The organism is Streptomyces sp. ADI96-02, from assembly GCF_003846185.1.
Classification (GTDB): Bacteria; Actinomycetota; Actinomycetes; order Streptomycetales; family Streptomycetaceae; genus Streptomyces.
Genome location: NZ_ML123034.1, coordinates 4,433,850 through 4,458,620 on the forward strand (window position 1 = coordinate 4,433,850; position 24,771 = coordinate 4,458,620).

19 protein-coding genes are annotated in these 24,771 nt (G+C 70.1%); 16 read left to right on the plus strand and 3 right to left on the minus strand.

The genetic code is table 11. The features are described 5' to 3' along the window. Window positions 1-316 precede the first annotated feature (316 nt). From typA to EES43_RS19735, 11 genes are all read left to right on the plus strand, one after another. Window positions 317-2,191 (plus strand): translational GTPase TypA, encoded by a 1,875-nt coding sequence (gene typA / locus EES43_RS19685; RefSeq protein WP_124269917.1) that lies wholly within the window; start codon window positions 317-319, stop codon window positions 2,189-2,191. A 1,145-nt stretch (window positions 2,192-3,336) separates the two neighbouring features. Next, window positions 3,337-4,374: an ABC transporter permease gene (locus EES43_RS19690; protein ID WP_124269918.1), complete on the plus strand. Its 1,038-nt coding sequence runs from the start codon at window positions 3,337-3,339 to the stop codon at window positions 4,372-4,374. A 97-nt stretch (window positions 4,375-4,471) separates the two neighbouring features. Continuing rightward, on the plus strand, window positions 4,472-6,268 hold the full coding sequence (locus EES43_RS19695; RefSeq protein WP_124269919.1) for an ABC transporter substrate-binding protein: 1,797 nt from the start codon (window positions 4,472-4,474) through the stop codon (window positions 6,266-6,268). A gap of 105 nt (window positions 6,269-6,373) precedes the next feature. Further along, window positions 6,374-7,351, plus strand: coding sequence for an ABC transporter permease (locus EES43_RS19700; RefSeq protein ID WP_124269920.1), 978 nt, complete (start codon window positions 6,374-6,376; stop codon window positions 7,349-7,351). A gap of 10 nt (window positions 7,352-7,361) precedes the next feature. Beyond that, on the plus strand, window positions 7,362-8,423 hold the full coding sequence (locus tag EES43_RS19705) for an ABC transporter ATP-binding protein (protein WP_124269921.1): 1,062 nt from the start codon (window positions 7,362-7,364) through the stop codon (window positions 8,421-8,423). A 14-nt stretch (window positions 8,424-8,437) separates the two neighbouring features. Then, complete coding sequence (locus EES43_RS19710; protein WP_124269922.1) at window positions 8,438-9,559, plus strand: ABC transporter ATP-binding protein; 1,122 nt, start codon at window positions 8,438-8,440, stop codon at window positions 9,557-9,559. Window positions 9,560-9,725: 166 nt separating this feature from the next. Continuing rightward, window positions 9,726-11,357, plus strand: coding sequence for a peptide ABC transporter substrate-binding protein (locus EES43_RS19715; RefSeq protein WP_124269923.1), 1,632 nt, complete (start codon window positions 9,726-9,728; stop codon window positions 11,355-11,357). Window positions 11,358-11,482: 125 nt separating this feature from the next. Further along, the gene (locus EES43_RS19720; RefSeq protein WP_124269924.1) at window positions 11,483-12,406 is read left to right on the plus strand and encodes an ABC transporter permease; all 924 of its coding nucleotides are present in this window, start codon (window positions 11,483-11,485) and stop codon (window positions 12,404-12,406) included. Further along, window positions 12,399-13,376, plus strand: a complete 978-nt coding sequence (locus EES43_RS19725; RefSeq protein ID WP_124269925.1) for an ABC transporter permease — start codon at window positions 12,399-12,401, stop codon at window positions 13,374-13,376. The genes EES43_RS19720 and EES43_RS19725 overlap by 8 nt, the downstream gene beginning before the upstream one ends. A gap of 13 nt (window positions 13,377-13,389) precedes the next feature. Beyond that, a complete protein-coding gene (locus EES43_RS19730) occupies window positions 13,390-14,367 on the plus strand; it encodes an ABC transporter ATP-binding protein (protein ID WP_124269926.1) in 978 nt (325 codons plus the stop codon). Then, entirely contained in the window at window positions 14,357-15,709 is a 1,353-nt protein-coding gene (locus tag EES43_RS19735; protein ID WP_241192480.1) for an ABC transporter ATP-binding protein, read from the plus strand. The genes EES43_RS19730 and EES43_RS19735 overlap by 11 nt, the downstream gene beginning before the upstream one ends. A 209-nt stretch (window positions 15,710-15,918) precedes the next feature. On the opposite strand, the gene EES43_RS19740 is transcribed toward EES43_RS19735, so the two are convergent. Together EES43_RS19740 and EES43_RS19745 are read right to left on the minus strand one after the other, a co-directional pair. Beyond that, the gene (locus EES43_RS19740) at window positions 15,919-16,374 is read right to left on the minus strand and encodes a hypothetical protein (protein ID WP_124269927.1); all 456 of its coding nucleotides are present in this window, start codon (window positions 16,372-16,374) and stop codon (window positions 15,919-15,921) included. Window positions 16,375-16,923: 549 nt separating this feature from the next. Next, window positions 16,924-19,053, minus strand: a complete 2,130-nt coding sequence (locus EES43_RS19745; protein ID WP_124269928.1) for a S9 family peptidase — start codon at window positions 19,051-19,053, stop codon at window positions 16,924-16,926. A gap of 166 nt (window positions 19,054-19,219) precedes the next feature. Here EES43_RS19745 and EES43_RS19750 point away from each other — a divergent pair, with 166 nt between their 5' ends. The 5 genes from EES43_RS19750 to EES43_RS19775 all read left to right on the plus strand — a co-directional run bounded on the left by EES43_RS19750 (window position 19,220) and on the right by EES43_RS19775 (window position 23,897). Further along, window positions 19,220-19,414 (plus strand): hypothetical protein, encoded by a 195-nt coding sequence (locus tag EES43_RS19750; RefSeq protein ID WP_015611142.1) that lies wholly within the window; start codon window positions 19,220-19,222, stop codon window positions 19,412-19,414. A gap of 135 nt (window positions 19,415-19,549) precedes the next feature. Further along, a complete protein-coding gene (mshB, locus tag EES43_RS19755; protein WP_124269929.1) occupies window positions 19,550-20,470 on the plus strand; it encodes an N-acetyl-1-D-myo-inositol-2-amino-2-deoxy-alpha-D-glucopyranoside deacetylase in 921 nt (306 codons plus the stop codon). Next, window positions 20,467-20,934: a DUF6113 family protein gene (locus tag EES43_RS19760; RefSeq protein WP_124269930.1), complete on the plus strand. Its 468-nt coding sequence runs from the start codon at window positions 20,467-20,469 to the stop codon at window positions 20,932-20,934. The genes mshB and EES43_RS19760 overlap by 4 nt, the downstream gene beginning before the upstream one ends. A gap of 175 nt (window positions 20,935-21,109) precedes the next feature. After that, window positions 21,110-23,161, plus strand: a complete 2,052-nt coding sequence (locus EES43_RS19770; protein WP_206430089.1) for a hypothetical protein — start codon at window positions 21,110-21,112, stop codon at window positions 23,159-23,161. A 232-nt stretch (window positions 23,162-23,393) separates the two neighbouring features. Then, entirely contained in the window at window positions 23,394-23,897 is a 504-nt protein-coding gene (locus EES43_RS19775; protein ID WP_124269932.1) for a DUF4265 domain-containing protein, read from the plus strand. A 121-nt stretch (window positions 23,898-24,018) separates the two neighbouring features. On the opposite strand, the gene EES43_RS19780 is transcribed toward EES43_RS19775, so the two are convergent. Next, window positions 24,019-24,600 carry a sugar O-acetyltransferase gene (locus EES43_RS19780; protein ID WP_124269933.1) on the minus strand — a complete coding sequence of 194 codons (582 nt, stop codon included), beginning with the start codon at window positions 24,598-24,600 and terminating at the stop codon, window positions 24,019-24,021. Window positions 24,601-24,771 lie beyond the last annotated feature (171 nt).

Below are 24,771 nucleotides of genomic sequence, written 5' to 3' on the forward strand. Positions count from 1 at the left end.
CCACCCCACGGCCCCCCACCCCACGGCCCTCCGCGAGCCGCGGACGCCCCGGTCGTCTCCCGGCCCCGACCGTGCCGGGAGCGGAGCGGATCGATTGCGATCGGCTGCCGGGCGCCGGTCGCGAAGGCCCCGGAACCCCCTGAATATCGCGTGAATCACAGGCGAACACCGATCCCCCGGATCGGCCGGGGAAGCCCGGCACGCGCAAGGCCCGTACCATGGGACGAGCCGTGGCGTGCCGCCCGGCGGGCGTACGAGGACTCGAAGACCGACTGAGACGCCTGATCCCACGATCCGAGAGAAGCGCAAGCCACCCATGCCCACGCGCCACGACATCCGTAACGTAGCCATCGTCGCCCACGTCGACCACGGCAAGACCACGCTGGTCGACGCCATGCTCAAGCAGGCCGGAGCGTTCGCCGCCCACGCCGCCGAGCACCTCGACGATCGCATGATGGACTCGAACGACCTGGAGCGTGAGAAGGGCATCACGATCCTCGCCAAGAACACGGCGGTGAAGTATCACCCCAAGGACGGCGGGGACCCGATCACGATCAACATCATCGACACCCCCGGCCACGCCGACTTCGGCGGCGAGGTCGAGCGCGGCCTGTCGATGGTGGACGCGGTCGTCCTGCTCGTCGACGCCTCCGAGGGTCCGCTGCCCCAGACCCGCTTCGTGCTGCGCAAGGCGCTGTCCGCGCGGATGCCGGTCATCCTGTGCATCAACAAGACCGACCGCCCGGACTCCCGGATCGCCGAGGTCGTCGACGAGACGTACGACCTGTTCCTGGACCTGGACGCGGACGAGGACCAGATCGAGTTCCCGATCGTCTACGCCTGCGCCCGTGACGGCGTCGCCTCGCTGACCAAGCCCGAGGACGGCACCGTCCCGCAGGACAGCGAGAACCTGGAGCCGTTCTTCAACACGATCCTGTCGCACGTCCCGGCCCCGGAGTACGACGAGTCCGCGCCGCTCCAGGCCCACGTCACCAACCTGGACGCCGACAACTTCCTCGGCCGCATCGCGCTCTGCCGCGTCGAGCAGGGCGAGCTGCGCAAGGGCCAGACGGTCACCTGGATCAAGCGCGACGGCACGATGTCCAACGTCCGCGTCACCGAGCTGATGATGACCGAGGCGCTCACCCGCAAGCCGGCCGAGAAGGCCGGTCCGGGCGACATCTGCGCGGTCGCCGGATTCCCGGACATCATGATCGGCGAGACCCTGGCCGACCCCGAGAACCCGATCGCGCTCCCGCTGATCACGGTCGACGAGCCCGCCATCTCGATGACCATCGGCACCAACACCTCGCCGCTCGTCGGCAAGGGCGGCAAGGGCCACAAGGTCACCGCCCGCCAGGTGAAGGACCGTCTGGACCGTGAGCTCATCGGCAACGTCTCGCTCCGCGTCCTGGACACCGAGCGCCCCGACGCCTGGGAGGTCCAGGGCCGCGGCGAGCTGGCGCTGGCGATCCTGGTCGAGCAGATGCGCCGCGAGGGCTTCGAGCTGACCGTCGGCAAGCCCGAGGTCGTCACCAAGCAGATCGACGGCAAGACCCACGAGCCGATCGAGCGCATGACGATCGACTCCCCCGAGGAGCACCTCGGCGCGATCACGCAGCTGATGGCGACCCGCAAGGGCCGTATGGAGACCATGACGAACCACGGTTCGGGCTGGGTCCGCATGGAGTGGATCGTTCCTTCCCGCGGCCTCATCGGCTTCCGTACGGAGTTCCTGACGCAGACCCGCGGCACCGGCATCGCGCACTCCATCTTCGAGGGCCACGAGCCGTGGTTCGGCGACCTGCGCACCCGTCACAACGGCTCGCTGGTGGCCGACCGTTCGGGTTCGGTCACGCCGTTCGCCATGGTCAACCTCCAGGAGCGCGGCGTCATCTTCACCGAGGCCGGCACCGAGGTCTACGAGGGCATGATCGTCGGCGAGAACTCGCGCGCCGACGACATGGACGTCAACATCACCAAGGAGAAGAAGCTCACCAACATGCGCGCGGCCTCCGCGGACACCACCGAGAACGTGGTCCCGGCCCGCAAGCTGTCGCTGGAGCAGTCCCTGGAGTTCTGCCGCGAGGACGAGTGCATCGAGGTGACCCCGGAGACCGTGCGCATCCGCAAGGTCGTCCTCGACCAGAAGGAGCGCGGTCGCGCCGCCTCCCGCGCCAAGCACGGCTGATCCGCGCGGGCGCCTCGCGGGGCGCCCGGCGGACCTCGGTCCGGCCCCCTCCACCGGCAGCACGGAGGGGGCCGGACCTCTTTCGTTCCTCGCTGTCGCGAGGGCCAGGCGACGCGAGGATGCTGCGTTCTGTGCGATGGGGAACGGCGGATTCCGTATGGTCCGGCCGGGCCCGCGCCCGCGTCGGCCTTGACGGAACGTCAAGGATTTCTCAAATGGCTGGCAAGAGATGGCAATTGAGTGGTAGGGGCTGTGCGGCCGCGCCGCGTCGCGGGTGCGCGAAAGGGCGTCGCGCGGCAGTCGGGTTCGCTCCCGCGAAGGAGTCGGAGGGGGGATACTCGGGGCGGCGGACCGGGGGACACGCTCACCGCCGGCCCGGCCCCGGCGCGAGCCCGATCGTCGGGCGGTCGCCGTCGCGCACCTCGGGGGAGAGAGTCGACGCGGGAGCGGTCTGCGCGCAACCTGATTTCGACGGCGATGCGTCCGATTATCGGGCACGGCTCTCCGGAACATGTGTTAACGGTCCGTTTCAGGGGTGTCTGTCTGGTATCGCTTTGTCCGTATATCGGGTCTACGCGCAGGATTGATGTTGTCAAACCGAGACCCTTTGAGTGTGGTTTACGGCCCTGTCGTACTTAATAGTTGGCTCCATTGAGCTCGGGTCAATGAGTCACGCACTGTGGGGAGTGCCGACTCACGAGCGCACGGGGTACCGCTCTCTCCGTCTGCAGGGGTGTCGACGGACGACAGGTGCCAGAACTGTTTACGTGGACTCACGAGGAGGAACCCATGTGCGGTGCCCTGAGCACCTGTGGGGGCGCGACGTCCTGGACGAAGCGCCAGGCCGGTTTCGTTCATCGAGCACCGTCCGGCCCCGCCGTCAGCGACCTCTGACGAGTCTCGGCCCGTCCAAACCGCTCAACTCGCGTTCCCGGGGGTGAAACCCACTCCTGTCGGCGCTCCTGCCGGTCGTACCGCTCCGAGGTGATCTCCGTCGGACGGCGACCATGCCATGGCTGTCACCCCTGGGTGACGTGTGGCATCGGGGGACCGCCGCGCATCAGGCACGACGCACCGAGTGCATTGACTCAACCGTCGCGGCCTGCTGGGAGCGCCGGTACCCGACATCTGTGAATGGACACATCATGACCAGTCCAATTGAGGCCGAGGACGCCACGGCCTCTGTCGCCTTGGACAAGAACCCCGCGGCGAAGACCACCGCCGCGGACGCTGAGACTCCGATCGGCCGCTCCCCGGGTCAGCTGATGTGGATGCGCTTCAGGCGCGACCGCACCGGCATGATCTCCGCGGTCGTGGTGATCCTGTACTTCGTCATCGCCCTGCTCGCGCCCGTGATCTCGGCGCTGTACGGCAAGGACCCGTACACGCTGTACGCGCAGGAGCCGGACTACCCCTTCCTGTTGAACGACTTCGCCATGCCGACCGGCGCCTTCGGCGGGGTCTCCGGCGATTTCTGGTTCGGTGTCGAGCCCTACCTGGGCCGGGACGTGTTCACCATGCTCCTGTACGGGATTCGCACCTCGCTCTACATGGCGGTCGCTCTGACGCTGCTGAGCGTGGGCACCGGGGTCATCATCGGCATGGTCAGCGGCTACTTCGGCGGTAAGGTCGACTACTGGCTCGGCCGGATCACGGACTTCTTCCTCGCCTTCCCGAGCCAGCTGTTCTTCATCGCGTTCATGCCCGTCGTCACGGCGATGTTCGTCTCGCCCACGGACGAGACGCCCACCTACCTCCGTGTCGTCGCGATCATCCTGGTGATGTGGGTCCTCGGCTGGATGGGTATGGCGCGTCTGGTGCGAAGCTCCGTACTCTCCCTGCGCGAGCGGGAGTTCGTGGAGGCGGCCAAGGTCTCCGGCGCGTCGCGCTGGCGGATCGTCCGCAAGGAGATCCTGCCGAACATCGTCACGCCGATCCTGGTGCAGGGCACCTACATGCTGCCCAGCGCCATCCTCTCCATCGCCTTCCTCTCGTTCGTCGGAGTCGGCTTCGTCGAGCCGACCCCGGACTGGGGCCGGATGTTCGCCATCGGCGCCAAGAACTACGAGCAGAACCCGTCCTTCATGCTCTTCACCGGCGTCGCCCTGGTGATCTTCGTCCTGGCCTTCAACCTTCTCGGTGACTCGGTCCGCGACGCGTTCGACCCCAAGACCGGACGATGACGTCCACGTGCGGGGACGGCTGCCGCCCCCGCGCCGGGCAACCGGCTGGTCAGGCAGCACTTCTGGATATCAACCGACAGGCAGGTACACGAGTCTCATGAAGTCCATCAGAACGCGCTCCGCACGCGCGGTCGTCGTCGCCATCGCGGCCGGCTCGCTGGCGCTCACCGGCTGCTCCTCCAACACCGGCGGCAGCACCAAGGACGAGTCCAAGTCCAAGGACGACGCCGCCCAGCAGTCGAAGCCCGTCGAGTACGCCGACGCTGCCGGCTCGACCGGACCTGCCAAGGACGTGGCCGGCGCCACCCCCGGCGGCAACATCAACGTCTACCTCCAGTCGGACCTGACCCACCTCGACCCGGGCCAGATCTACGTCAGCGACGCCGGCCAGTTCGCGAACCTGATCCACCGCAAGCTGACGAACTACCAGGAGGACGCCAAGGGCAACCTGACGGTCGTCGGTGACATAGCCACCGACTCCGGCAAGTCCACCGACGGCGGCAAGACCTGGACGTACACCCTCAAGGACGGCATCAAGGACGAGGACGGCAACGTCATCACGTCCGCCGACGTCCGCCACTCCATCGAGCGCCTGTACTCGAAGGTCATCTTCGACGGCCCGTCGTTCATCCAGACCTGGCTCTCCGGTTCGGACTACCGCAAGGCGCTGCCGGACGGCCCGTACAAGGGCAAGCACCTGCCGGACACCGTCCTGGAGACCCCGGACGAGAAGACGGTCGTCTTCAAGTTCCAGAAGCCGCAGCCGGACCTCCCGCAGGCCCTCGCCATGGCCGGCTACGCCATCGTGCCCGAGAAGCAGGACACGAAGGAGAACTACGACAAGGCCCCCAAGGCCCTCGGTCCGTACAAGCTGGTCGAGTACAAGGCCGGCAAGTCCATGAAGCTGGTGAAGAACACCAACTGGGACCCGAAGACGGACGCCGTGCGCCACCAGTACGTGGACGGCTACGACTTCACCACGACGATCGAGCAGTCCAGCCAGACCAAGCGTCTGATCGCCGACCAGGGCGAGGCCAAGAACGCCATCCAGTTCACGACCTCGGTCGACCCGGGCCAGATCCAGGACGTCGTCACCAACCCCGCCGTCAACAAGCGGACGATCAAGGGCTACCAGCCCTACGTGTGGCAGCTCTCCTTCAACCTGGACCGGGTCAAGGACAAGCGCGTCCGCGACGCCATCACGTACGCGCTGCCGAACCAGAGCATCATCCAGGCCGACGGCGGCAAGTACGGCGGTGAGCTCGCCGGCGGTCTGATGGCCCCGACGCTCCCGGGCTACGACCCGAACTACGACCCGTTCGGCAAGCAGAAGAAGCCCAACGGCGACCTGGCCAAGGCCAAGCAGCTCATCAAGGAGGCGGGCATCAAGGAGGGCACCAAGCTCAGCTACGCCTACTCCAACACCCCGCGTTCGCAGAAGCAGCAGGTCATCATCAAGGACGCGCTGGCCAAGATCGGCTTCGACGTCCAGGCCAAGGAGATCGACTCCGCGACCTTCTACGAGCAGATCGGCAAGGTCGACAACCAGTTCGACATCTACGCCACCGGCTGGGGCCAGGACTGGTCCTCCCCGTCGACCGTCATCACGCCGGTCTACGACGGTTCGCTCGTCGCCGACGGTGCGTCGAACTACTCGCACATCAACGACGCCAAGGTCAACGAGCTCATCCAGAAGGCCCTGACGCAGGAGCCCGAGGCCGCGGCGAAGACGTGGGAAGAGGCTCACCACCGCATCGTCGAGGAGATCAACCCCGCCGCCCCGATGTACTACTCGAAGCAGATCCAGCTCTTCGGTTCGAACATCGGCGGTGCCCGGTACAGCACCAACTCCAGCTACATCAACATCAACGACCTGTACCTGAAGAAGCCGTAACCAGGAACCAGGCCTGATCCACGGGGGCGCGCGCCAGGCGGAGCGCGCCCCCGTGGACTTCCACCCCTCACTACCCGCCGCTTCCGAAGAGAGCAGCCTCCCGCGATGCTTCAGTTCCTCATCCGCAGGTTGACCGGCGCAGCCGTCATCATGTTCCTGATCGGCGCCTTCACGTTCTTCCTGTTCTACACAATCCCTCAGGACTTCGCCCAGCTCTCCTGCGGCAAGAACTGCTCGCCGGAGAACATTGCGGTCATCCGCGAGAACCTCGGCCTCGACAAGCCGATCACCGCCCAGTTCTGGGACTTCATGTCCGGCATCTTCGTCGGCCGGGACTTCGCGGTGGGGCACTGCTCCGCACCGTGCCTGGGGCAGTCCTTCAAGACCGGTGACTTCGTGTGGGACTCGATCATGGACCGGTTCCCGCTGACCCTGTCGCTCACCATCGGCGGCCTGATCATCTTCCTGATCCTCGGTCTCGGTTCCGGCCTGCTCGCCGCCTGGAAGCGCGGCACCGCGGTCGACAAGGCCGTCAGCGGCGCGTCGATGCTGCTCAGCTCCTTCCAGATCTACTTCCTCGGTCCGGTCGTCCTCGGCATCTTCGTCTACAGCACCGGCTGGATGGAGAACCCCTCGTACGTCCCGTTCACCGAGGACCCGGTCAAGTGGGCCGTCGGCCTGCTGATCCCGTGGGCCGTCATGGCGACCATCTTCACGGCGCAGTACACCCGTATGGCGCGCTCCACGATGATCGAGCAGCTCCAGGAGGAGCACGTCCGCACCGCGCGCGCCAAGGGCATGCCGGCCAAGTACGTCTTCTTCCGCTACGCCTGGCGCGGCTCGCTCGCGCCCATCGTCACCATCCTCGGCATGGACCTCAGCGGACTCCTCGCAGGCGGCGTGGTCACCGAGTTCACCTTCGACCTGGCGGGCATCGGACGCCTGGCGGTGGATTCCTCGCTGACCAAGGACCTCCCCCTGACCATGGGCGTGATGCTGTTCGGAGCCTTCTTCATCCTGCTCCTGAACATCGTCGTGGACCTCGCCTACGCCTACATCGACCCGCGCGTGCGCCTCGCCTAGGAGAACGACCGTGACCACACTCACCAAGACCGAGGACAAGCCGGCCCCGACCGGGCCCGACGGCTTCCTCTCGGTACGCGACCTGCGGGTGCGGTTCTCCACCGAGGACGGCATCGTCAAGGCGGTCGACGGACTCTCCTTCGACGTCGAACGAGGCAAGACGCTCGGGATCGTCGGAGAGTCGGGATCCGGCAAGTCCGTGACCAACCTCGCCGTGCTGGGCCTGCACAACCCACAGAGCTCGCAGGTCGAGGGGGAGATCCTGCTGGAGGGCAAGAACCTCCTGGCTTCCTCCGAGAAGGAGATGGAACGGCTTCGCGGCAACAAGGTCGCGATGATCTTCCAGGACCCGCTCACCGCGCTCTCGCCGTACTACACCGTGGGCCGCCAGCTCGCCGAGCCGTTCCGCAAGCACACCGGCGCCTCCAAGAAGGAGGCGAAGGCGCGCGCCATCGAGATGCTGACCAAGGTCGGCATCCCGCAGCCCGCCACGCGCTTCGACGACTACCCGCACCAGTTCTCGGGCGGTATGCGCCAGCGCGCGATGATCGCCATGGCGCTGATGTGCGACCCCGACCTCCTGATCGCCGACGAGCCGACCACCGCGCTGGACGTCACCGTGCAGGCCCAGATCCTGGACCTGCTCAAGGACCTCCAGCAGGAGTTCGGCTCCGCGATCATCTTCATCACGCACGACCTCGGGGTCATCGCCAACATGGCGGACGACCTGCTGGTCATGTACGCCGGACGGGCCGTGGAGCGCGGGAGCGTCCGCGAAGTCCTCAAGGCGCCCCAGCACCCCTACACCTGGGGCCTGCTCAGCTCGATGCCGCGCCTGGGCGGCGACATCAGCGAGGAGCTCGTGCCGATCCCCGGATCGCCGCCGAGCCTCCTGAACCGGCCGTCGGGCTGCGCCTTCCACCCGCGCTGCACCTTCACCGACCGGGTCGAGGGCGCGCGGTGCAGCGACGAGAAGCCGCTGCTGGCCGACGGCAGAGCCGCCGCGTGCCACCTCACCCCGGGGGAGAAGCAGTCCATCTTCATCGATCAGATCAAGCCTCGGCTCGGCTAGGGAGACGCAGAGACATGAGTAACAACGTCACTCTGCCGGAACAGCAGGGTTCCACGGAAGAGGCCGGCGGGCGGCGCGAGCTGCTCACCGTCGAGAAGATGGCCATGCACTTCCCGATCTACGGGGGGTTCCCCTTCAAGCGCCAGGTCGGCGCCGTGAAGGCGGTCGACGGGATCGACCTGACGGTGTACGAGGGCGAGAGCCTGGGCCTCGTCGGTGAGTCCGGCTGCGGCAAGTCGACCACCGGCCGCATGATGACGCGGCTGCTGGAGCCCACCGGCGGGAAGATCACGTACTCCGGCAAGGACATCACGCACGCCAGCCGCAAGGAGCTGGCCCCGATCCGGTCCGAGATCCAGATGATCTTCCAGGACCCGTACTCCTCGCTCAACCCGCGGCAGACCGTCGGCACCATCATCAAGAGCCCGATGGAGGTCAACGGGATCAAGCCGCCCGGGGGCCGTGAGGCCCGGGTGCGCGAGCTGCTGGAGCTGGTGGGTCTCAACCCGGAGCACTACAACCGCTTCCCGCACGAGTTCTCCGGCGGCCAGCGCCAGCGCATCGGCGTCGCCCGCGCGCTCGCGCTCCAGCCGAAGCTGATCATCGCCGACGAGCCGGTCTCGGCCCTCGACGTGTCGATCCAGGCCCAGGTGGTCAACCTCCTGCAGAAGGTGCAGCGGGAGATGGGCATCGCCTTCGTCTTCATCGCGCACGACCTGGCGATCGTCCGGCACTTCTCGGAGCGCGTCGCGGTGATGTACCTGGGCAAGGTGGTGGAGGTCGCCGACCGCGACTCCCTGTACAACCGGCCCCGGCACCCGTACACGCACGCCCTGCTCTCGGCCGTGCCCGAGGCGAACGTCGACACCGACACCAAGGACCGCATCCGGCTGGAGGGCGACGTCCCCTCGCCGATCATGCCGCCGTCCGGCTGCCGCTTCCGTACGCGGTGCTGGAAGGCGCAGGAGAAGTGCGCGACGGAGGAGCCGCCGCTCGTCCAGATCGGCGGCAACAAGCCCGGTCACCTCACCGCCTGCCACTTCCCCGAGGAGCCGACCACGGACGGCCGCCGCGAGGACGTCGTGATGGACCCGGCGCTCGTGGCGCTGGAGGAGGAGCCCGGCTCCGGCGAGTGAAGGAAGCGCGGGCCGAGTCGTCGGTCCGTGAGCGGTACGCCGACGCCCGGCCGGGTTCTTCCGGCCGGGCGTCCGGCGTTCCCGGACGGGCGACGTGAACATGCGCCCATGCGGCATATGGGGTGGTATGAGGCATTGAGCACTCGATGACTCTAGGAGGCACTCCATGCGCGGAGCCACACCGGTCAGGTGGACCGCATGCGCGGTGGCCGTCGCCCTGGCGGCGACGGCCTGCGGTGGCGGCGGAGGCAGCAGCGGAGGCAGCGGGGCCGACGGGATCGTCAGCTCCTCCTGGGGCGACCCGCAGAACCCGCTGGAGCCGGCCAACACCAACGAGGTCCAGGGCGGCAAGGTCCTCGACATGGTCTTCCGGGGCCTGATCCGGTACGACCCGAAGACCGGCGAGGCGCAGAACATGATCGCCCAGAGCATCGAGTCGAAGGACTCCCGCAACTTCACCATCACGCTGAAGGACGGCTGGACGTTCTCCAACGGCGAGAAGGTCACCGCCCAGTCCTTCGTCGACGCCTGGAACTACGGCGCGGCCCTGAAGAACAACCAGAAGAACGCCTACTTCTTCCAGTACATCGAGGGCTACGACAAAGTCCACCCCGAGACCGGAAAGGCCACCGCCGACACCCTCTCCGGCCTCAAGGTCGTCAACAGCCGGACCTTCACCGCCAGGCTGACGCAGAAGTTCTCGCTGTGGCCGGACACCCTCGGCTACGCCGCCTTCGTACCGCTGCCCAAAGCCTTCTACGACGACCACGACGCCTGGCTGTCCAAGCCCATCGGCAACGGCCCGTACACCGTGGACTCGTACGCCAAGGGCTCCCAGATGAGCCTGCGCCGCTGGGACGGCTACCCGGGCGCGGACAAGGCGAAGAACGGCGGCGTCGACCTCAAGGTCTTCACCGACAACAACACCGCCTACACCTCGCTGACCTCGGGCAACCTCGACCTGGTCGACGACGTGCCCGCCTCCCAGCTCCGCAACGTCAAGGCGGACCTCGGCAACCGCTACATCAACACCCCCGCCGGCATCATCCAGACCATCGCCTTCCCCTTCTACGAGAAGCGGTGGAACACGGCCGGGGCCCGCAAGGTCCGCCAGGGCCTGTCGATGGCGATCAACCGCCAGCAGATCACCGACCAGATCTTCCAGAAGACCCGCACCCCCGCCACCGACTGGACCTCCCCGGTGCTCGGCAAGGACGGCGGCTTCAGGGCGGGGCTCTGCGGCAAGGAGTGCACGTACGACGCGGCGGCGGCCAAGAAGCTGATCGACGACGGCGGCGGCATCCCGGGCGGCCAGCTGAAGATCTCGTACAACGCGGACACCGGCTCCCACAAGGAGTGGGTCGACGCCGTCTGCAACAGCATCAACAACGTCATGGGCGACAACGAGGCGTGCATCGGGGGCCCCGTCGGCACCTTCGCCGACTTCCGCAGCCAGGTCTCCAGCCAGAAGCTGACCAGCGCCTGGCGCGCGGGCTGGCAGATGGACTACCCGCTGATCCAGAACTTCCTCCAGCCGCTCTACTACACCAACGCCCCCTCCAACGACGGCAAGTGGAGCGACCAGCAGTTCGACGACCTGGTCGACAAGGCGAACGCCGAGAGCGACAAGGCGACGGCCGTCAGCACCTTCCAGGACGCGGAGCGCATCCTCGTCCAGCAGATGCCGGTGATCCCGCTCTGGTACCAGAACGGCAGCGCCGGCTACTCGGACCGGATCGAGAACGTCGAGCTCAACCCCTTCAGCGTGCCGGTCTACGGAGAGATCACGGTCAAGTGAGGCGCTGAGGCCGGTGGCCGGGACGCCCGCGCAGGGCGGCTCCCGGCCACCCGCACAGCCCGCCGCCGGGCCCGCCCCGTCCTCGCCGGCCGTCCGCCCGCCCGCCACGACCCCCGGAGCCCCGCATGGGACGTTATGTGATCCGGCGGCTGCTGCAGATGATCCCGGTCTTCTTCGGCACCACGCTGCTGATCTTCCTCATGGTGAACGTGATGGGCGACCCCGTCGCGGGCCTCTGCGGCGACCGGCAGTGCGACCCGGCCACCGCCGCCCAGCTGCGCTCCGAGTTCGGGCTCGACAAGCCGGTCTGGCAGCAGTACCTGACCTACATGGGCAACGTCTTCACCGGCGACTTCGGCACGGCCTTCAACGGGCAGAAGGTCACCGAGCTGATGGCCACGGCCTTCCCCATCACGATCCGGCTCACCATCGTCGCGATCCTCTTCGAGGTCGTCATCGGCATCACCCTCGGAGTCGTCACCGGCCTCAAGCGCGGCCGGCCCGTCGACACCTCCGTCCTCGTCCTGACCCTGGTCGTCATCTCCGTCCCGACGTTCGTCACGGGCCTGCTGCTCCAGCTCCTGCTCGGCGTCAAGTGGGGCATCATCGAGCCCTCCGTCTCCGCCGACCCCACCTTCGGCGAACTGATCGTCCCCGGCCTCGTCCTCGCCTCGGTCTCGCTCGCCTACGTCACCCGGCTCACCCGGACCTCGATCGCCGAGAACGCCCGCGCCGACTACGTCCGCACCGCCGTCGCCAAGGGCCTGCCCCGCCGCCGGGTCGTCGTACGCCATCTGCTGCGCAACTCCCTGATCCCGGTCGTCACCTTCATCGGCACCGACGTGGGCGCCCTGATGGGCGGAGCCATCGTCACCGAGCGGATCTTCAACATCCACGGCGTCGGCTACCAGCTCTACCAGGGCATCCTGCGCCAGAACTCCCAGACGGTCGTCGGGTTCGTCACCATCCTGGTCCTCGTCTTCCTGGCGGCCAACCTGATCGTCGACCTCCTGTACGCCGTACTCGACCCGAGGATCCGCTATGCCTGAGCCGCAGCCATCGGACGGAGCGATCTCCCCGGCGGGGACCGGCGGCACCATGGACCTCGCCCTGGACGAGGGCGAGACGCTGGAGAAGACGCCGGGCGGCCCCGACGGCACCGGACCCGCCGGAAAACCCCGCAGCCTCTGGTCCGACGCCTGGCGCGACCTGCGGCGCAACCCCGTCTTCATCATCTCCTCGCTGATCATCCTCTTCCTCGTGGTCATCTCCATCTGGCCCTCCCTGATCGCGAGCGGCGACCCGCTCCAGGCCAACCTGGACGACGCCCAGAAGGGCGCCGAACCGGGCCACCCCTTCGGATTCGACCCGCAGGGGCGCGACGTCTACACCCGCGTCGTCTACGGCGCCCGCACCTCGGTGACCGTCGGCGTCTGCGCCACCCTCGGCGTCGCGATCCTCGGCAGCGTGCTCGGCGGCCTGGCCGGCTTCTTCGGCGGCTGGTGGGACTCGGTCCTCTCCCGCCTCACCGACGTGTTCTTCGGCATCCCGGTGGTCCTCGGCGGCCTGGTCTTCCTCTCCGTCGTCACCAGCTCCACCGTGTGGCCGGTCGTCGGGTTCATCGTCCTGCTCGGCTGGCCGCAGATCGCCCGCATCGCCCGCGGCTCGGTCCTGACCGCCAAGCAGAACGACTACGTCCAGGCGGCCCGCGCGCTCGGCGCCTCCAACTCCCGGATGCTGCTGCGCCACATCACGCCCAACGCGATCGCGCCCGTCATCGTCGTGGCGACCATCGCGCTGGGCACGTACATCTCGCTGGAGGCGACCCTCTCCTACCTCGGCGTCGGCCTCAAGGACCCCGCCGTCTCCTGGGGCATCGACATCTCCGCGGCGTCCAACTACATCCGCAACGCGCCGCACATGCTGCTCTGGCCCGCCGGGGCGCTGGCGGTCACCGTGCTCGCGTTCATCATGCTCGGCGACGCCGTACGCGACGCCCTCGACCCCAAGCTGCGCTGAGGAGCCCGTTGCCATGCTGCTCGAAGTCCGCGATCTGCACGTGGAGTTCCACACCCGCGAAGGGGTCGCCAAGGCCGTCAACGGGGTCGACTACTCCGTCGCGGAGGGCGAGACGCTCGCCGTGCTCGGGGAGTCCGGCTCCGGCAAGTCCGTCACCGCGCAGGCCGTCATGGGCATCCTCGACATGCCGCCCGGGAAGATCACGGGCGGCGAGATCCGCTTCAAGGACCGCGACCTGCTGAAGCTCAAGCCCGAGGAGCGGCGCAAGATCCGCGGCCGGGAGATGGCCATGGTCTTCCAGGACGCGCTGTCCTCGCTGAACCCGGTCCTCACCGTCGGCCAGCAGCTCGGCGAGATGTTCGTCGTGCACCGCGGCATGTCCCGCGGGGACGCCAGGGCCAAGGCGGTCGAGCTGATGGACCGCGTCCGCATCCCCGCGGCCAAGGAGCGGGTCGGCGACTACCCGCACCAGTTCTCCGGCGGCATGCGCCAGCGCATCATGATCGCCATGGCGATGGCCCTCGAACCGTCCCTGATCATCGCCGACGAACCGACCACCGCCCTCGACGTCACCGTCCAGGCCCAGGTCATGGACCTGCTCGCCGAGCTCCAGCGCGAGTTCAACATGGGGCTCATCCTCATCACGCACGACCTCGGCGTCGTCGCCGACGTCGCGGACAAGATCGCCGTCATGTACGCCGGCCGGATCGTCGAGACCGCCCCCGTCCACGACATCTACAAGGCTCCGGCCCACCCGTACACCAAGGGCCTGCTCCAGTCGATCCCGCGCCTGGACCAGAAGGGCCGGGACCTGTACGCGATCAAGGGCCTGCCGCCCAACCTGCTCCACATCCCGCCCGGCTGCGCGTTCAACCCGCGCTGCCCGCTGGCCCAGGACGTGTGCCGTACGGACGTGCCGCCGCTCTACGAGGTCGACGAGCACCGCCGCAGCGCCTGCCACTTCTGGAAGGAGACGCTCGATGCACGCTGACGGTGGGAGGAGCGACGGGACCGGGGCCGGGGCGGGGACCGGGGCGGGCGCGGAGGCCGGGGCGGGCGGCTCCACGATGGTCTCCCGGGCCCCGAAGGGCGCCGCGCCGCGTGGGGACGGCGAACCGATCCTGGAGGTCCGGGACCTCGCCAAGCACTACCCGCTCACCCAGGGCATCCTCTTCAAGCGGCAGATCGGCGCGGTCAAGGCCGTCGACGGCGTCGACTTCGACCTGCACGCGGGCGAGACGCTCGGCATCGTGGGCGAGTCCGGCTGCGGCAAGTCGACCGTCGCCAAGATGCTCGTCCACCTGGAGCGCCCCACCGCCGGGGTGATCCGCTACAAGGGCGAGGACATCGCCAAGCTCTCCGGACGCGCGCTCAAGGCGGTGCGGCGCAACATCCAGATGGTCTTCCAGGACCCCTACACCTCACTGAACCCGCGCATGACGGTCGGCGACATCATCGGAGAGCCGTACGAGATCCACCCCGAGGTCGCCCCGAAGGGCAGCAGGCGGCAGCGCGTGCAGGACCTGCTGGACGTCGTGGGGCTCAACCCGGAGTACATCAACCGCTATCCGCACCAGTTCTCCGGCGGCCAGCGCCAGCGCATCGGCATCGCCCGCGGCCTCGCGCTCAACCCCGAGATCATCGTCGCCGACGAGCCGGTCTCCGCCCTCGACGTGTCGGTGCAGGCCCAGGTGGTCAACCTGCTGGAACGGCTCCAGGCGGAGTTCGACCTGAGCTTCCTCTTCATCGCCCACGACCTCTCGATCGTCCGGCACATCTCCGACCGGGTCGGCGTCATGTACCTGGGCCGGATCGTCGAGATCGGCACCGACGAGGAGATCTACGACCACCCGACGCACCCGTACACGCAGGCGCTGCTCTCGGCCGTGCCCGTGCCGGACCCGACGGCCCGCGCGTACCGGGAGCGGATCATCCTGCACGGCGACGTGCCCTCGCCCGCCAACATCCCCTCCGGCTGCCGCTTCCGCACCCGGTGCTGGAAGGCTCAGGAGCGGTGCACGCTGGAGGTGCCGCTGCTGGCGGTCCCGGCGGAGTTCCGGTTCGTCGACACCCCGGCCCGGCACGACTCGGCGTGCCACTTCGCCGAGGAGAAGCGGGTGGTGCCGCCGGAGGGCGAACGGGAGGCCCCGGGCCGGACGCCGGGCCCGGACGTGGAGGCCCCGGGCACGACGACCCGCGGCCGACCGGTCCAGGACGTCCCCCCGCCCCCGCCCGAGCCGCTGGGCCGGGCCGACACCGGCCCCCTGTCCACCCCGGAGGACGGTCCCCCCGGGCCGCCCTCCGCGGGCCGGGACGACCCCTCGAACCCGTGACTCGGTCCACGGTTCCTTCAACTGGCCGCGATGAAGGGGGTGTGCGGCGAGAGCGGAATCTCCTTCATGTGAGAAATTCCTTCTGTGGAAATCCTTCTGTCCGGCCGAAAGGAACTCTTGAAGAGAGTTATCGTGTCGACGGGGAAGGGGCTTTCATAATGTGGCTATGCATTCGATCTCGCACCGATCGAAGCGGTGAGGCCTGGAACTCAGGCCTTGCCCGTGCAGTAGGCCGTGCTTCCGCCGGGGGTCCCGACGGACAAGTAAACCGTACGGCCGTCGGGGATATTGAAGTCGATCTCATCCGACTTGCCGGAGCCGAGGTCGAGCTCCCAGTTCTTCTCGATCGTCGACCCGTTCGCCGTTGTCCACTGAAGCTGGTAACCCATCATGGCGCCGGACCAGTTGCTGATGGACAGTTTCTCGCTGCTGCCCTTGAAGGAAGCGCGAGCGGCCTTGGTCGAGTCGTTCGACCTCCAGATGGAGGCGACCATGTCGTTGGCGCCAGGATCGTTGGGGGCGGTCCACTTGTCGCAGTCGACGCTCCAGGCAGCCGGGACGGGCGCGGCCTGCGCCGTCCCCGGTGCCGTGAGGACGAGCGATGCGACGGCCGTGGTCGTCAGACCGACAGCGCTCGTGAGGGTGTTCTTCTTGAAGATGCGCATATTTCTCCTCGCGACCTCTCGCAAATGGTGCAAAGGCAGCAGGAGTTCGGCCGGTCAATCCCCTGCTCGGGCGGTCCGGAACTCCTGCACGCCGAGGGCTTTGGCCCCGGTGCGTCGCCGAGTATTCCAGGATCTGCGAATGTGGATCAACGGGTTTCTTGAGCGGGGCTTGAAACGGTCGTTCCGCGTCTGATGGTTCGCCGTTGAATTTCAGCCGTCGAGAGATCGGGACAATTTTTGGCCGGCCGACAGGTTCGGTGAGGGCGGCAACGCGATGGCAGCCGCCCGCGAAATCGCGTCTCCGGGGCGGGTCGGCGATAGACACAGCCGCCGGAGGAGCCGCGCCGGAAACCGAGGAGCGGTCGCTCGGGGAGCACGATGACTCGGCAGGACCGCGGCGGTCGGCGAGGTTAACAAGCAGGCAACTCCACCGACGCCGCACCGATATACGGACGCCCCATGATGAACACCGTACGGCCGTGCGGGTGCCGTGGGCCGGTCGGGGCGTCGTCTTGTCGCCCCGGCCGGTCACCCGGGCGCCGGCGGGGCTCAGGCCGCCCCGGACATCCCCAGCGACCGCTTGAGGAAGTCCACCTGGAGCAGGAGCAGGTTCTCCGCGACCTGCTCCTGCGGCGTCATGTGCGTCACGCCGCTCAGCGGCAGCACCTCGTGCGGACGCCCGGCCGCCAGCAGCGCCGAGGACAGCCGCAGCGAGTGCGCGACGACCACGTTGTCGTCCGCCAGTCCGTGGACGATCATCATCGGCCGGACCTGGTCCGCCGCCTGCGACAGCCCGTCGTCGGTCACCAGCGAGTTGTACGCGTACACCTCGGGCCGCTCGGCCGGGTCGCCGAGATAGCGCTCCGTGTAGTGGGTGTCGTACAGCCGCTGGTCGGTGACCGGCGCGCCGACGATCGCCGCGTGGAAGACGTCCGGCCGCCGCAGCACCGCCAGCCCGGCCAGATAGCCGCCGAAGGACCAGCCGCGGATCGCCACCCGCGACAGATCCAGCGGGAAGCGCCCGGCGAGCCCACGCAACGCCTCCACCTGGTCCTCCATGGTGAGGACCAGGTTGTCCCGGACGGCCTTCTCCCAGCCCGGCGAGCGGCCCGCCGAACCCCGCCCGTCCGCGACGACCACCGCGAACCCCTGGTCCGCGAACCACTGCGACGTCAGATGGGCGTTGTGCGCGGCCACCACCCGGCGGCCGTGCGGACCGCCGTACGGGTCCATCAGCACCGGAAGCGGACCGTCGGCCTCCCGGTACCCGGCGGGGAGCAGCACGGCGCACGGAATCCGCCGTGCGCCTGCCTCGGTGAGGGTGACCCGGGCGGAGAGCACCGGTTCCTGGGCCGTGCTCGTGACGCGGACCAGTCGTTTGCCGTCCCGCACCACCCACGCCGCCGTGCCGGGCTCGTCCAGGGAGGCCGACACCAGCACCGTCAGACCGCCGGAGCGGACCGCCGAATGCACACCCACCCCTTCGGAAATCCGCTCGATTCCCAGCTCGTTCACCCGGTACACATGGACCTGCCCGGTCTCCGGCTCGGCCGCGTCCTCGCCGGCGACGGCGGAGACCAGGACGTCGGACTCGCCGATGTCCAGCACCGCCTGGACGTGCAACTGCGCCCCGGTCAGCGGCCGGTCGCCGACCGCCAGCACCCGTGCGCCGCCCTCGTCCGCGATCCGCACCAGCCGGCCGTCCGGCGCCCAGGCGGGCACCCCGGGGAAAAGATCCAGCCACACCGGGTCCTCGTCGACATGGACGGTCCGGGTCGTCCCGGTCGCCGTGTCGACCGCCAGGTACCGCTGGCTGCGCTGGTCGCGGGCCTGCACCAGGAGCAGCGGCGCACCCGCCGACGACCAGTGCACCTGCGCCAGGTACGGGAACGCGGCCCGGTCCCAGACCACCTCCGTGCGGTCGCCCTCCAGGTCCACGACGAAGAGCCGCACCTCCGCGTTGGGCGTCCCGGCGGCCGGGTACGCCACCTCGGCCGGCCGACGCTCCGGGTGCGCCGGATCCGCGATCCACCAGCGCCGCACGGCACGGTCGTCGGCCCGCGCGACCAGCAGCCGGTCCGACTCCGGCGACCACCAGAAGCCCCGGGTGCGGCGCATCTCCTCGGCCGCGATGAACTCCGCCAGGCCGTAGGTGACATGCGCGTCCTCCGGCTCGGCGAGCGCCCGGTCCCCGCCGCCCCCCGCGTCCACGACCCGCAGCGCGCCCCTGGCGACGTACGCGATGTGCCGGCCGTCGGGGGAGGGGCGGGGATCGAGCACCGGCCCCGGCACCGGAAGCGCCCGCGCCGTGCCGGCCCGCAGTTCGGCCACGTACACCTTTCCGGACAGCGCGAACGCGGCCAACTCGGCGGCGGCGTCCACCGCGTAGCCGACGATGCCGGACGAGCCCTCCCGGGCCCGCTCGCGCCGGGCGCGCTCCTGCGGGGAGAGCTTTTCGGCCGAACCGCCCAGCAGGGCTTCCGGATCGGCGGCGACCCGCTCCTCGCCGGTCGCCGGATCCAGCACCCAGAGCCGGTTGGTCCGGTCGGCGCCCGAACCGGACCGCAGGAAGATCACCCGCGTCTCATCCGGTGAGACGGTGAAGGCCCGCGGTGCGCCGAGAGTGAACCGCTGCGTCCGTGCGTTCTGACGGGGAAAAGACAGCTTCTGCGAGGTCATGGCTCTGAACCTAGCCCCGCGGCGCGGTCTGTGCGCCCCCTTGTGCTGCCGTGCTCCGAACAATGCGTTGGCACGGATAGTTATGATCCGTAGCGCTCGGTGGGTAAGAACCTGCTGGCTCCGCATGTGCTGACCGTCCCGACCGTACTGATGGAGGTGAACCGCCGTGGCGCTTTCGATTTCGGCGGTGGTGCTGCTGGCGATCATCGTCTTCCTGCTGATCCGGAAATCCGGACTCAAGGGCGGACACGCGGTGGTCTGCATGCTGCTGGGGTTCTACATCGCCAGCTCGTCCGTGGCCCCGACCATCTCGGACCTCACGTCCAACGTGGCCGGGATGATCGGGAGCATCAAGTTCTGACCGCGCGTCGACGGCGCCTTGACCGCGCCCCTGACGGTGCCCCGACCGCGTTCTGACCACGTCCCGACCGAGTCCTGACCGCTCCGCCCGCCGCCGACGACCGGGCGCGTCCGCGGGACTCGTAGGGTGGTCCCCATGAAGGACCTTCCCGCCCGCCGTCTGCTGCTGGTGCACGCGCATCCGGACGACGAGTCGATCAACAACGGCGCCACCATGGCCAGGTACGCGGCCGAGGGCGTCCACGTCACGCTGGTCACGTGCACGCTGGGCGAGGAGGGCGAGGTCATCCCGCCCGCCCTCGCCTCCCTCGCCGCCGACCGGGACGACACGCTCGGCCCCCACCGCGTCGGCGAGCTGGCCGCCGCGATGAAGGAGCTGGGGGTCGCCGACCACCGCTTCCTCGGCGGCGCGGGCCGCTTCCGGGACTCCGGGATGATGGGCGCCGAGCAGAACGACCGGCCCGGCGCGTTCTGGGCCGCGCCGGTCGACGAGGCCGCCGCCCACCTCGTCGAGGTGATCCGCGAGGTCCGCCCGCAGGTCCTGGTCACCTACGACCCCGACGGCGGCTACGGCCACCCCGACCACATCCAGGCCCACCGCGTCGCGATGCGCGCCGCCGACCTGGCCGCCGACCCGTCGTACGGCTCCGGCGCGCCGCACTCCGTGGCGAAGATCTACTGGAACCGGGCGGAGCGCTCCGCGGTCGAGGCCGCCTTCGAGCGGCTGCGCGCCACCGCGCCGGACGTTTTCCCCGGCGTCGCCGCCGTGGACGACGTGCCGGGCGTGGTCGACGCCGAGCGGATCACCGCCCGGATCGACGGAACGGCGTACGCCGGGGCCAAGTCCGCGGCGATGCGCGCCCACGCGACCCAGATCGCGGTGGACGGCCCCTTCTTCGCCCTCTCCAACGGCCTCGGCCAGCCACTGCTGACCACCGAGTACTACGAGCTGGCGCGGGGCGTCGCGGGCGTACCCGCCGGCGACCACGAGGACGACCTGTTCGCGGGCCTGCCCGAGGCCGAGGCGGCGGGCGGCCCGGCGGGAGCGGCCGGATGAGCGCCGCAGCCCGCGGCGGGGGCCGCGACCGCGCCCACGCGCCCCGTACCGACGCGCCCTCGCGCGCTCCCGAACGCACCGGAGCCGCCGCCCCGCTCAACGCGGCCCGGATCGCCGGATACTGCGGCCTCGCCGTCCTCGGCGTGCTCGCGGCGATCGCCGGAACGCTCGTCCAAGCGGCCTGGTTCCCGGGCGGATTGGTCCTCGCCCTGGCCGCCGCCGCGGGACTCTTCTACGGTGGCCGTATCCTGACCGGCACCCAGATCGGGGCGCTCGCCCCGGCCGCCGGCTGGTTCGTCACCGTCTTCCTGCTGCTGAGCGGACGGCCGGAAGGCGACTACGTGTTCGGCGACGAACTCGGCCTGGTGCTCTTCATGCTCGGCGGAACCGGCGTCGCTGTGATGTGCGCCACCACGTCCAGAGTGCCGCAATCAGCCATCCGCAACAGCCGGACCGTCATCTGAAGTGCCATGTCCCAGCCCGCGACCGCCCCCGCGCACATGACGCGAGGGGAGCGGTTTCCCCCGGTCGCGGCGTGCCCGGCGGCCACGGCCAGTATGGTGGTGCGCGCGCCGAGCCGTCCCCTGGCCTGCGGCATGGGGGAAGTACGGGCGGCGGAGCCAATCGGGAGAACCTGCTTTGAGTCGTGAAACTGACAGTTCGTCCTCCGGGCCCCAGGGGCGCGGTGGAGCCGCGTACCCGTCGGGTACGCCGCCGTACGGATCACGCCAGTATCCGTCGCTGCACCCGTCGCAGGACGGCTCGGACGAGACCCCGGAATCCGTGGAACCGCCCCGGCCCGAGGAACCCAGGACCGAGACGACGCTGACGACGCGCATCCGGATCAACATCCCCGGGTCGCGCCCCATCCCACCGGTCGTGATGCGCACGCCGATGGGCGAGGGCGACGCCGTACCGGGCGGCCGTCCCGACGCCGAGCGCCCCGGTCCGGCGCCGCGCCCCGGCACGCCGCCCCCGGCGCCCCCGGCGAGCGGCGCGCCCGGCGCGCCGTCCGCTCCGGCGCGGGACGGCGGCCCGTCCGGCGAACCGGCGGCCGGCGACCGCCCGGCCAAGGAGAAGAGCGGCAGCGACTGGTTCGCACCGCGCAAGGCCCCGCCCGCCGCCCCGCCGACCGCTCCGGCGGCCACCGGCGGCGCGCCGGGCGCGGGCGGCGGCTCCCCGGCGGCGGGCGGCGGCCCCGGCCCGGACGGCGGCGCGGGCAGGCCTCGTCCCGACCTGCCGTACTTCTCGGACGCCCCGCAGTCCGGCGACGGTCCGGGCGCGGGCGGTTCCGGCGGCGGCAGCGCGCTGGACGGCTACAGCACCGCGCCCCCGGCCCCCGGCCCCCGGTCCACGCCGGACCTCGGCGTCCGTACGCCCGGACCCTCCGGCCCCACCACGGGCCCGGTCACGGGCAGTTCGTCGCTGACCCCGAACCTGGGCGGCGTCCCGGGGCTCGGCGGTCCCGGTCCGATGGTCCCGGGCGCGCCCGCCGGCGGACCGCCCGGACCGCCCCGGATGTCGGACGACACCGCGATCCTGACGCCGCAGTCCCCGGCGCCCGAGCCCGGCCACGGGCCCGTCTCGGGCGACACGCTGACCAGCGGCATCCCGGTCGTGCCCGGGGAACCGCGCTCGACGTTCCCGGGCCGTCCGGGCGGCCCGCTGGGCGGTGCTCCCGGCGCGCCCGTGCCCGGATCCGCCGCCGCGGGTCCGGCGCAGCCGGCTCCGGCCCCGGCGAAGAAGGGCCGCTCCAAGCTGGTCCTCCTCGGCGTGGCCGCCGTCGTGCTGGCCGGTGTCGCCTACGGCGCGGGCCTCCTGCTGAACCACTCCGAGGTGCCCAAGGGCACCACCGTGCTCGGCGTCGACATCGGCGGCGGCACGAAGGAGGAGGCGGTCACCAAGCTCGACACCGCACTCGCCGAGCGCGCTCAGGCCCCCCTCCAGCTCTCGGTGGGCGGCAAGCGGCAGAAGCTGGACCCGGAGAAGGCCGGTCTCATCCTGGACAGCCAGGAGACCGTGCGGGGCGCGGCGGGCAGCGACTACAACCCGGTCTCGGTGATCGGTTCGCTCTTCGGCGGGGCGCGCCCCGCGGACCCGGTCATCCCGGTCGACGAGGAGAAGCTGGGCGTCGCGCTGGCCGGTCTGGCGGGCGCTTCCGGCTCCGCCAACGACGGCACGATCCGGTTCGAGCCGAACAAGGCCGTGGCGGTGCCGGGGAAGCCCGGCACTTCGCTGGACGTCGGCCAGTCGCTGGTCTCCGTCCGCGACGCCTACCGCGCCCAGGTCCAGACGGGCCGGGCCAACGTCGTCGAACTCCCCGTCGCCAGGACGGAACCCACCATCACCAAGGCCGAACTGGACCGGGCGATGAAGGAGTTCGCCGAGCCCGCGATGTCCGGTCTGATCACCATCAAGGCGGGGCCGAAGCAGATCCAGTTCGGTCCGGCGAGGTCCCTGCCGCAGATCCTGTCGATGAAGCCGGTCGACGGCCGACTGGTCGACGTCTACGACAAGAAGGCCATCGAGACCCTTCTGGACGGCGTCTTCGACGGCATCACGGCGGTCAAGGGAGACGGAAAGCAGCACCCGGTGGGCCCGGACGACGTGGCGCAGGCCATGAAGACCGCGCTGACCGGGAAGACCGAGGCCGAGCGGACGGTCACCATCGACCTGACCGGCCAGGGCTGACCCCGCGCACCGCGCCGCAGCACCCCCGCCCGACGCGCCACCGCCTGCCCGCCGCCCCCGTCCGGAACCTCCGGGCGGGGGCGGCGGCGCGAACGCCCGCGCTCCTCGGAGGGAGCGCGCCGGTCCTGCGCGGCTGAGCGACCCCGTACGGGGGCCTGCGCGCCCGCGACGCACCGGAAGCCGCCCGCCTCCCGGACGGGCGGCTGCGGTGCGCAGGGGGGACCATGGGGCCATGACCCCGCCCGCCGATCCCGGCCGCGCGGCCGGCGACGCCGACCGGATCAAGATCTGGTTCCGCTGCGCGCCGCGCGAGGGCTGGTCGCCGTACGCGAGCGAGGGGTTGTGGGCGACGCGGCTGGGCGCGGACACCGCGCGCCTGGACAACGTGCCCTTCCTCCGGGACGGGGTCGCCGAGGGCGAGACCGTACGGTTCACGACCGACGCGGACGGGGTCCACCGGGCGGCCGGACGCGTGGCGGAGTCGGGCAACTGCACCGTGCGGGTGCTGCCCGTGCCGGACGGCCCGCTCGGGCGCGACGCCCGCGCCGTGCACGAGCGGCTGTCGCCGTTCGGGCTGGGCGGCGAGGTCTTCAGCGCGGAGTTTCCGCTGGTGGCGCTCACCGTGCCGGGCGGCGCGGACCTCCGGGCGATCAAGGAGCTGCTGGAGCGCGGCCGGGACGAGGGCTGGTGGCACTTCGAGGTCTCGTGCGCCACCGAGGAGTGGCGGGACGCCTGACCGGCCCACGGGCCCGCCGCGCACGGGCCTGCCGCGCACCGCCCGCCGCGCACGGGCCTGCCGCGCACCGCCCGCCGCGCACGGGCCCGCCGCGCCCGGCCGCCGGACGGCCCGGCCGCCCTCAGGACCCCTCCTCGCCGGCCTCCTCGCCGATCCGCCGGATCACCCGGGCCGGATTGCCCACCGCGACGACTCCGGCCGGCAGGTCCCTGGTCACCACCGCCCCCGCCCCGACCACCGTGTCCTCGCCGATGGTCACCCCCGGGCAGACGATCACCCCGCCGCCCAGCCACACGTTGTCGCCGATCGTGATCGGCCGAGCGCCCTCCCACTTGGCGCGGCGCTGCTCGGGGTCGATGGGGTGGGTCGGGGTGAGCAGTTGGACGTTCGGGCCGAACTGCACGTCGGCCCCGATGGTGATCCGGCCGACGTCCAGGAGCACCGCGCCGAAGTTGATGAACGTACGCGGGCCCACGGAGATGTGGTGCCCGTAGTCGACCCGCAGCGGCGGCCGGATCTCGACGCCCTCGCCCACCTCGCCGAGGAGTTCCGCCAGGGCGGCGCGGCGGGCCTCGGGGTCGGCGGCGGAGGTGGCGTTGAAGCGCTCGCTCAGCAGGGCGGCCCGCAGTGCGTCGGCCGCCAGTTCCGGGTCGTCGGCGAGGTAGGGTCCGCCGGCGAGCATGGCTTCCTTCTGGCTGGTCATGAGGTCGTCTTCCCTCGGTCCGGGTGATGGGTTACGGGACAGCGCTCAGGTGATGGATTACGGGACAGCGCTCAGCAGTGTGCCCCGGACCGCGGAACGACCCTGGGCCCTGCCGGTCGGGCTTTTCCCTTCCAGGCCGTGTGAATGGGCTTGCGATCGGCAATACTGTGT

What these genes read in the sequence shown, in the direction of transcription:
- typA (WP_124269917.1), top strand. Translation starts at nt 317, where the DNA reads ATGCCCACGCGCCACGACATCCGTAACGTAGCCATCGTCGCCCACGTC.
- EES43_RS19690 (WP_124269918.1), top strand. Translation starts at nt 3,337, where the DNA reads ATGACCAGTCCAATTGAGGCCGAGGACGCCACGGCCTCTGTCGCCTTG.
- EES43_RS19695 (WP_124269919.1), top strand. Translation starts at nt 4,472, where the DNA reads ATGAAGTCCATCAGAACGCGCTCCGCACGCGCGGTCGTCGTCGCCATC.
- EES43_RS19700 (WP_124269920.1), top strand. Translation starts at nt 6,374, where the DNA reads ATGCTTCAGTTCCTCATCCGCAGGTTGACCGGCGCAGCCGTCATCATG.
- EES43_RS19710 (WP_124269922.1), top strand. Translation starts at nt 8,438, where the DNA reads ATGAGTAACAACGTCACTCTGCCGGAACAGCAGGGTTCCACGGAAGAG.
- EES43_RS19715 (WP_124269923.1), top strand. Translation starts at nt 9,726, where the DNA reads ATGCGCGGAGCCACACCGGTCAGGTGGACCGCATGCGCGGTGGCCGTC.
- EES43_RS19720 (WP_124269924.1), top strand. Translation starts at nt 11,483, where the DNA reads ATGGGACGTTATGTGATCCGGCGGCTGCTGCAGATGATCCCGGTCTTC.
- EES43_RS19725 (WP_124269925.1), top strand. Translation starts at nt 12,399, where the DNA reads ATGCCTGAGCCGCAGCCATCGGACGGAGCGATCTCCCCGGCGGGGACC.
- EES43_RS19730 (WP_124269926.1), top strand. Translation starts at nt 13,390, where the DNA reads ATGCTGCTCGAAGTCCGCGATCTGCACGTGGAGTTCCACACCCGCGAA.
- EES43_RS19735 (WP_241192480.1), top strand. Translation starts at nt 14,357, where the DNA reads ATGCACGCTGACGGTGGGAGGAGCGACGGGACCGGGGCCGGGGCGGGG.
- EES43_RS19740 (WP_124269927.1), bottom strand. Translation starts at nt 16,374, where the DNA reads ATGCGCATCTTCAAGAAGAACACCCTCACGAGCGCTGTCGGTCTGACG.
- EES43_RS19745 (WP_124269928.1), bottom strand. Translation starts at nt 19,053, where the DNA reads ATGACCTCGCAGAAGCTGTCTTTTCCCCGTCAGAACGCACGGACGCAG.
- mshB (WP_124269929.1), top strand. Translation starts at nt 19,550, where the DNA reads ATGAAGGACCTTCCCGCCCGCCGTCTGCTGCTGGTGCACGCGCATCCG.
- EES43_RS19760 (WP_124269930.1), top strand. Translation starts at nt 20,467, where the DNA reads ATGAGCGCCGCAGCCCGCGGCGGGGGCCGCGACCGCGCCCACGCGCCC.
- EES43_RS19775 (WP_124269932.1), top strand. Translation starts at nt 23,394, where the DNA reads ATGACCCCGCCCGCCGATCCCGGCCGCGCGGCCGGCGACGCCGACCGG.
- EES43_RS19780 (WP_124269933.1), bottom strand. Translation starts at nt 24,600, where the DNA reads ATGACCAGCCAGAAGGAAGCCATGCTCGCCGGCGGACCCTACCTCGCC.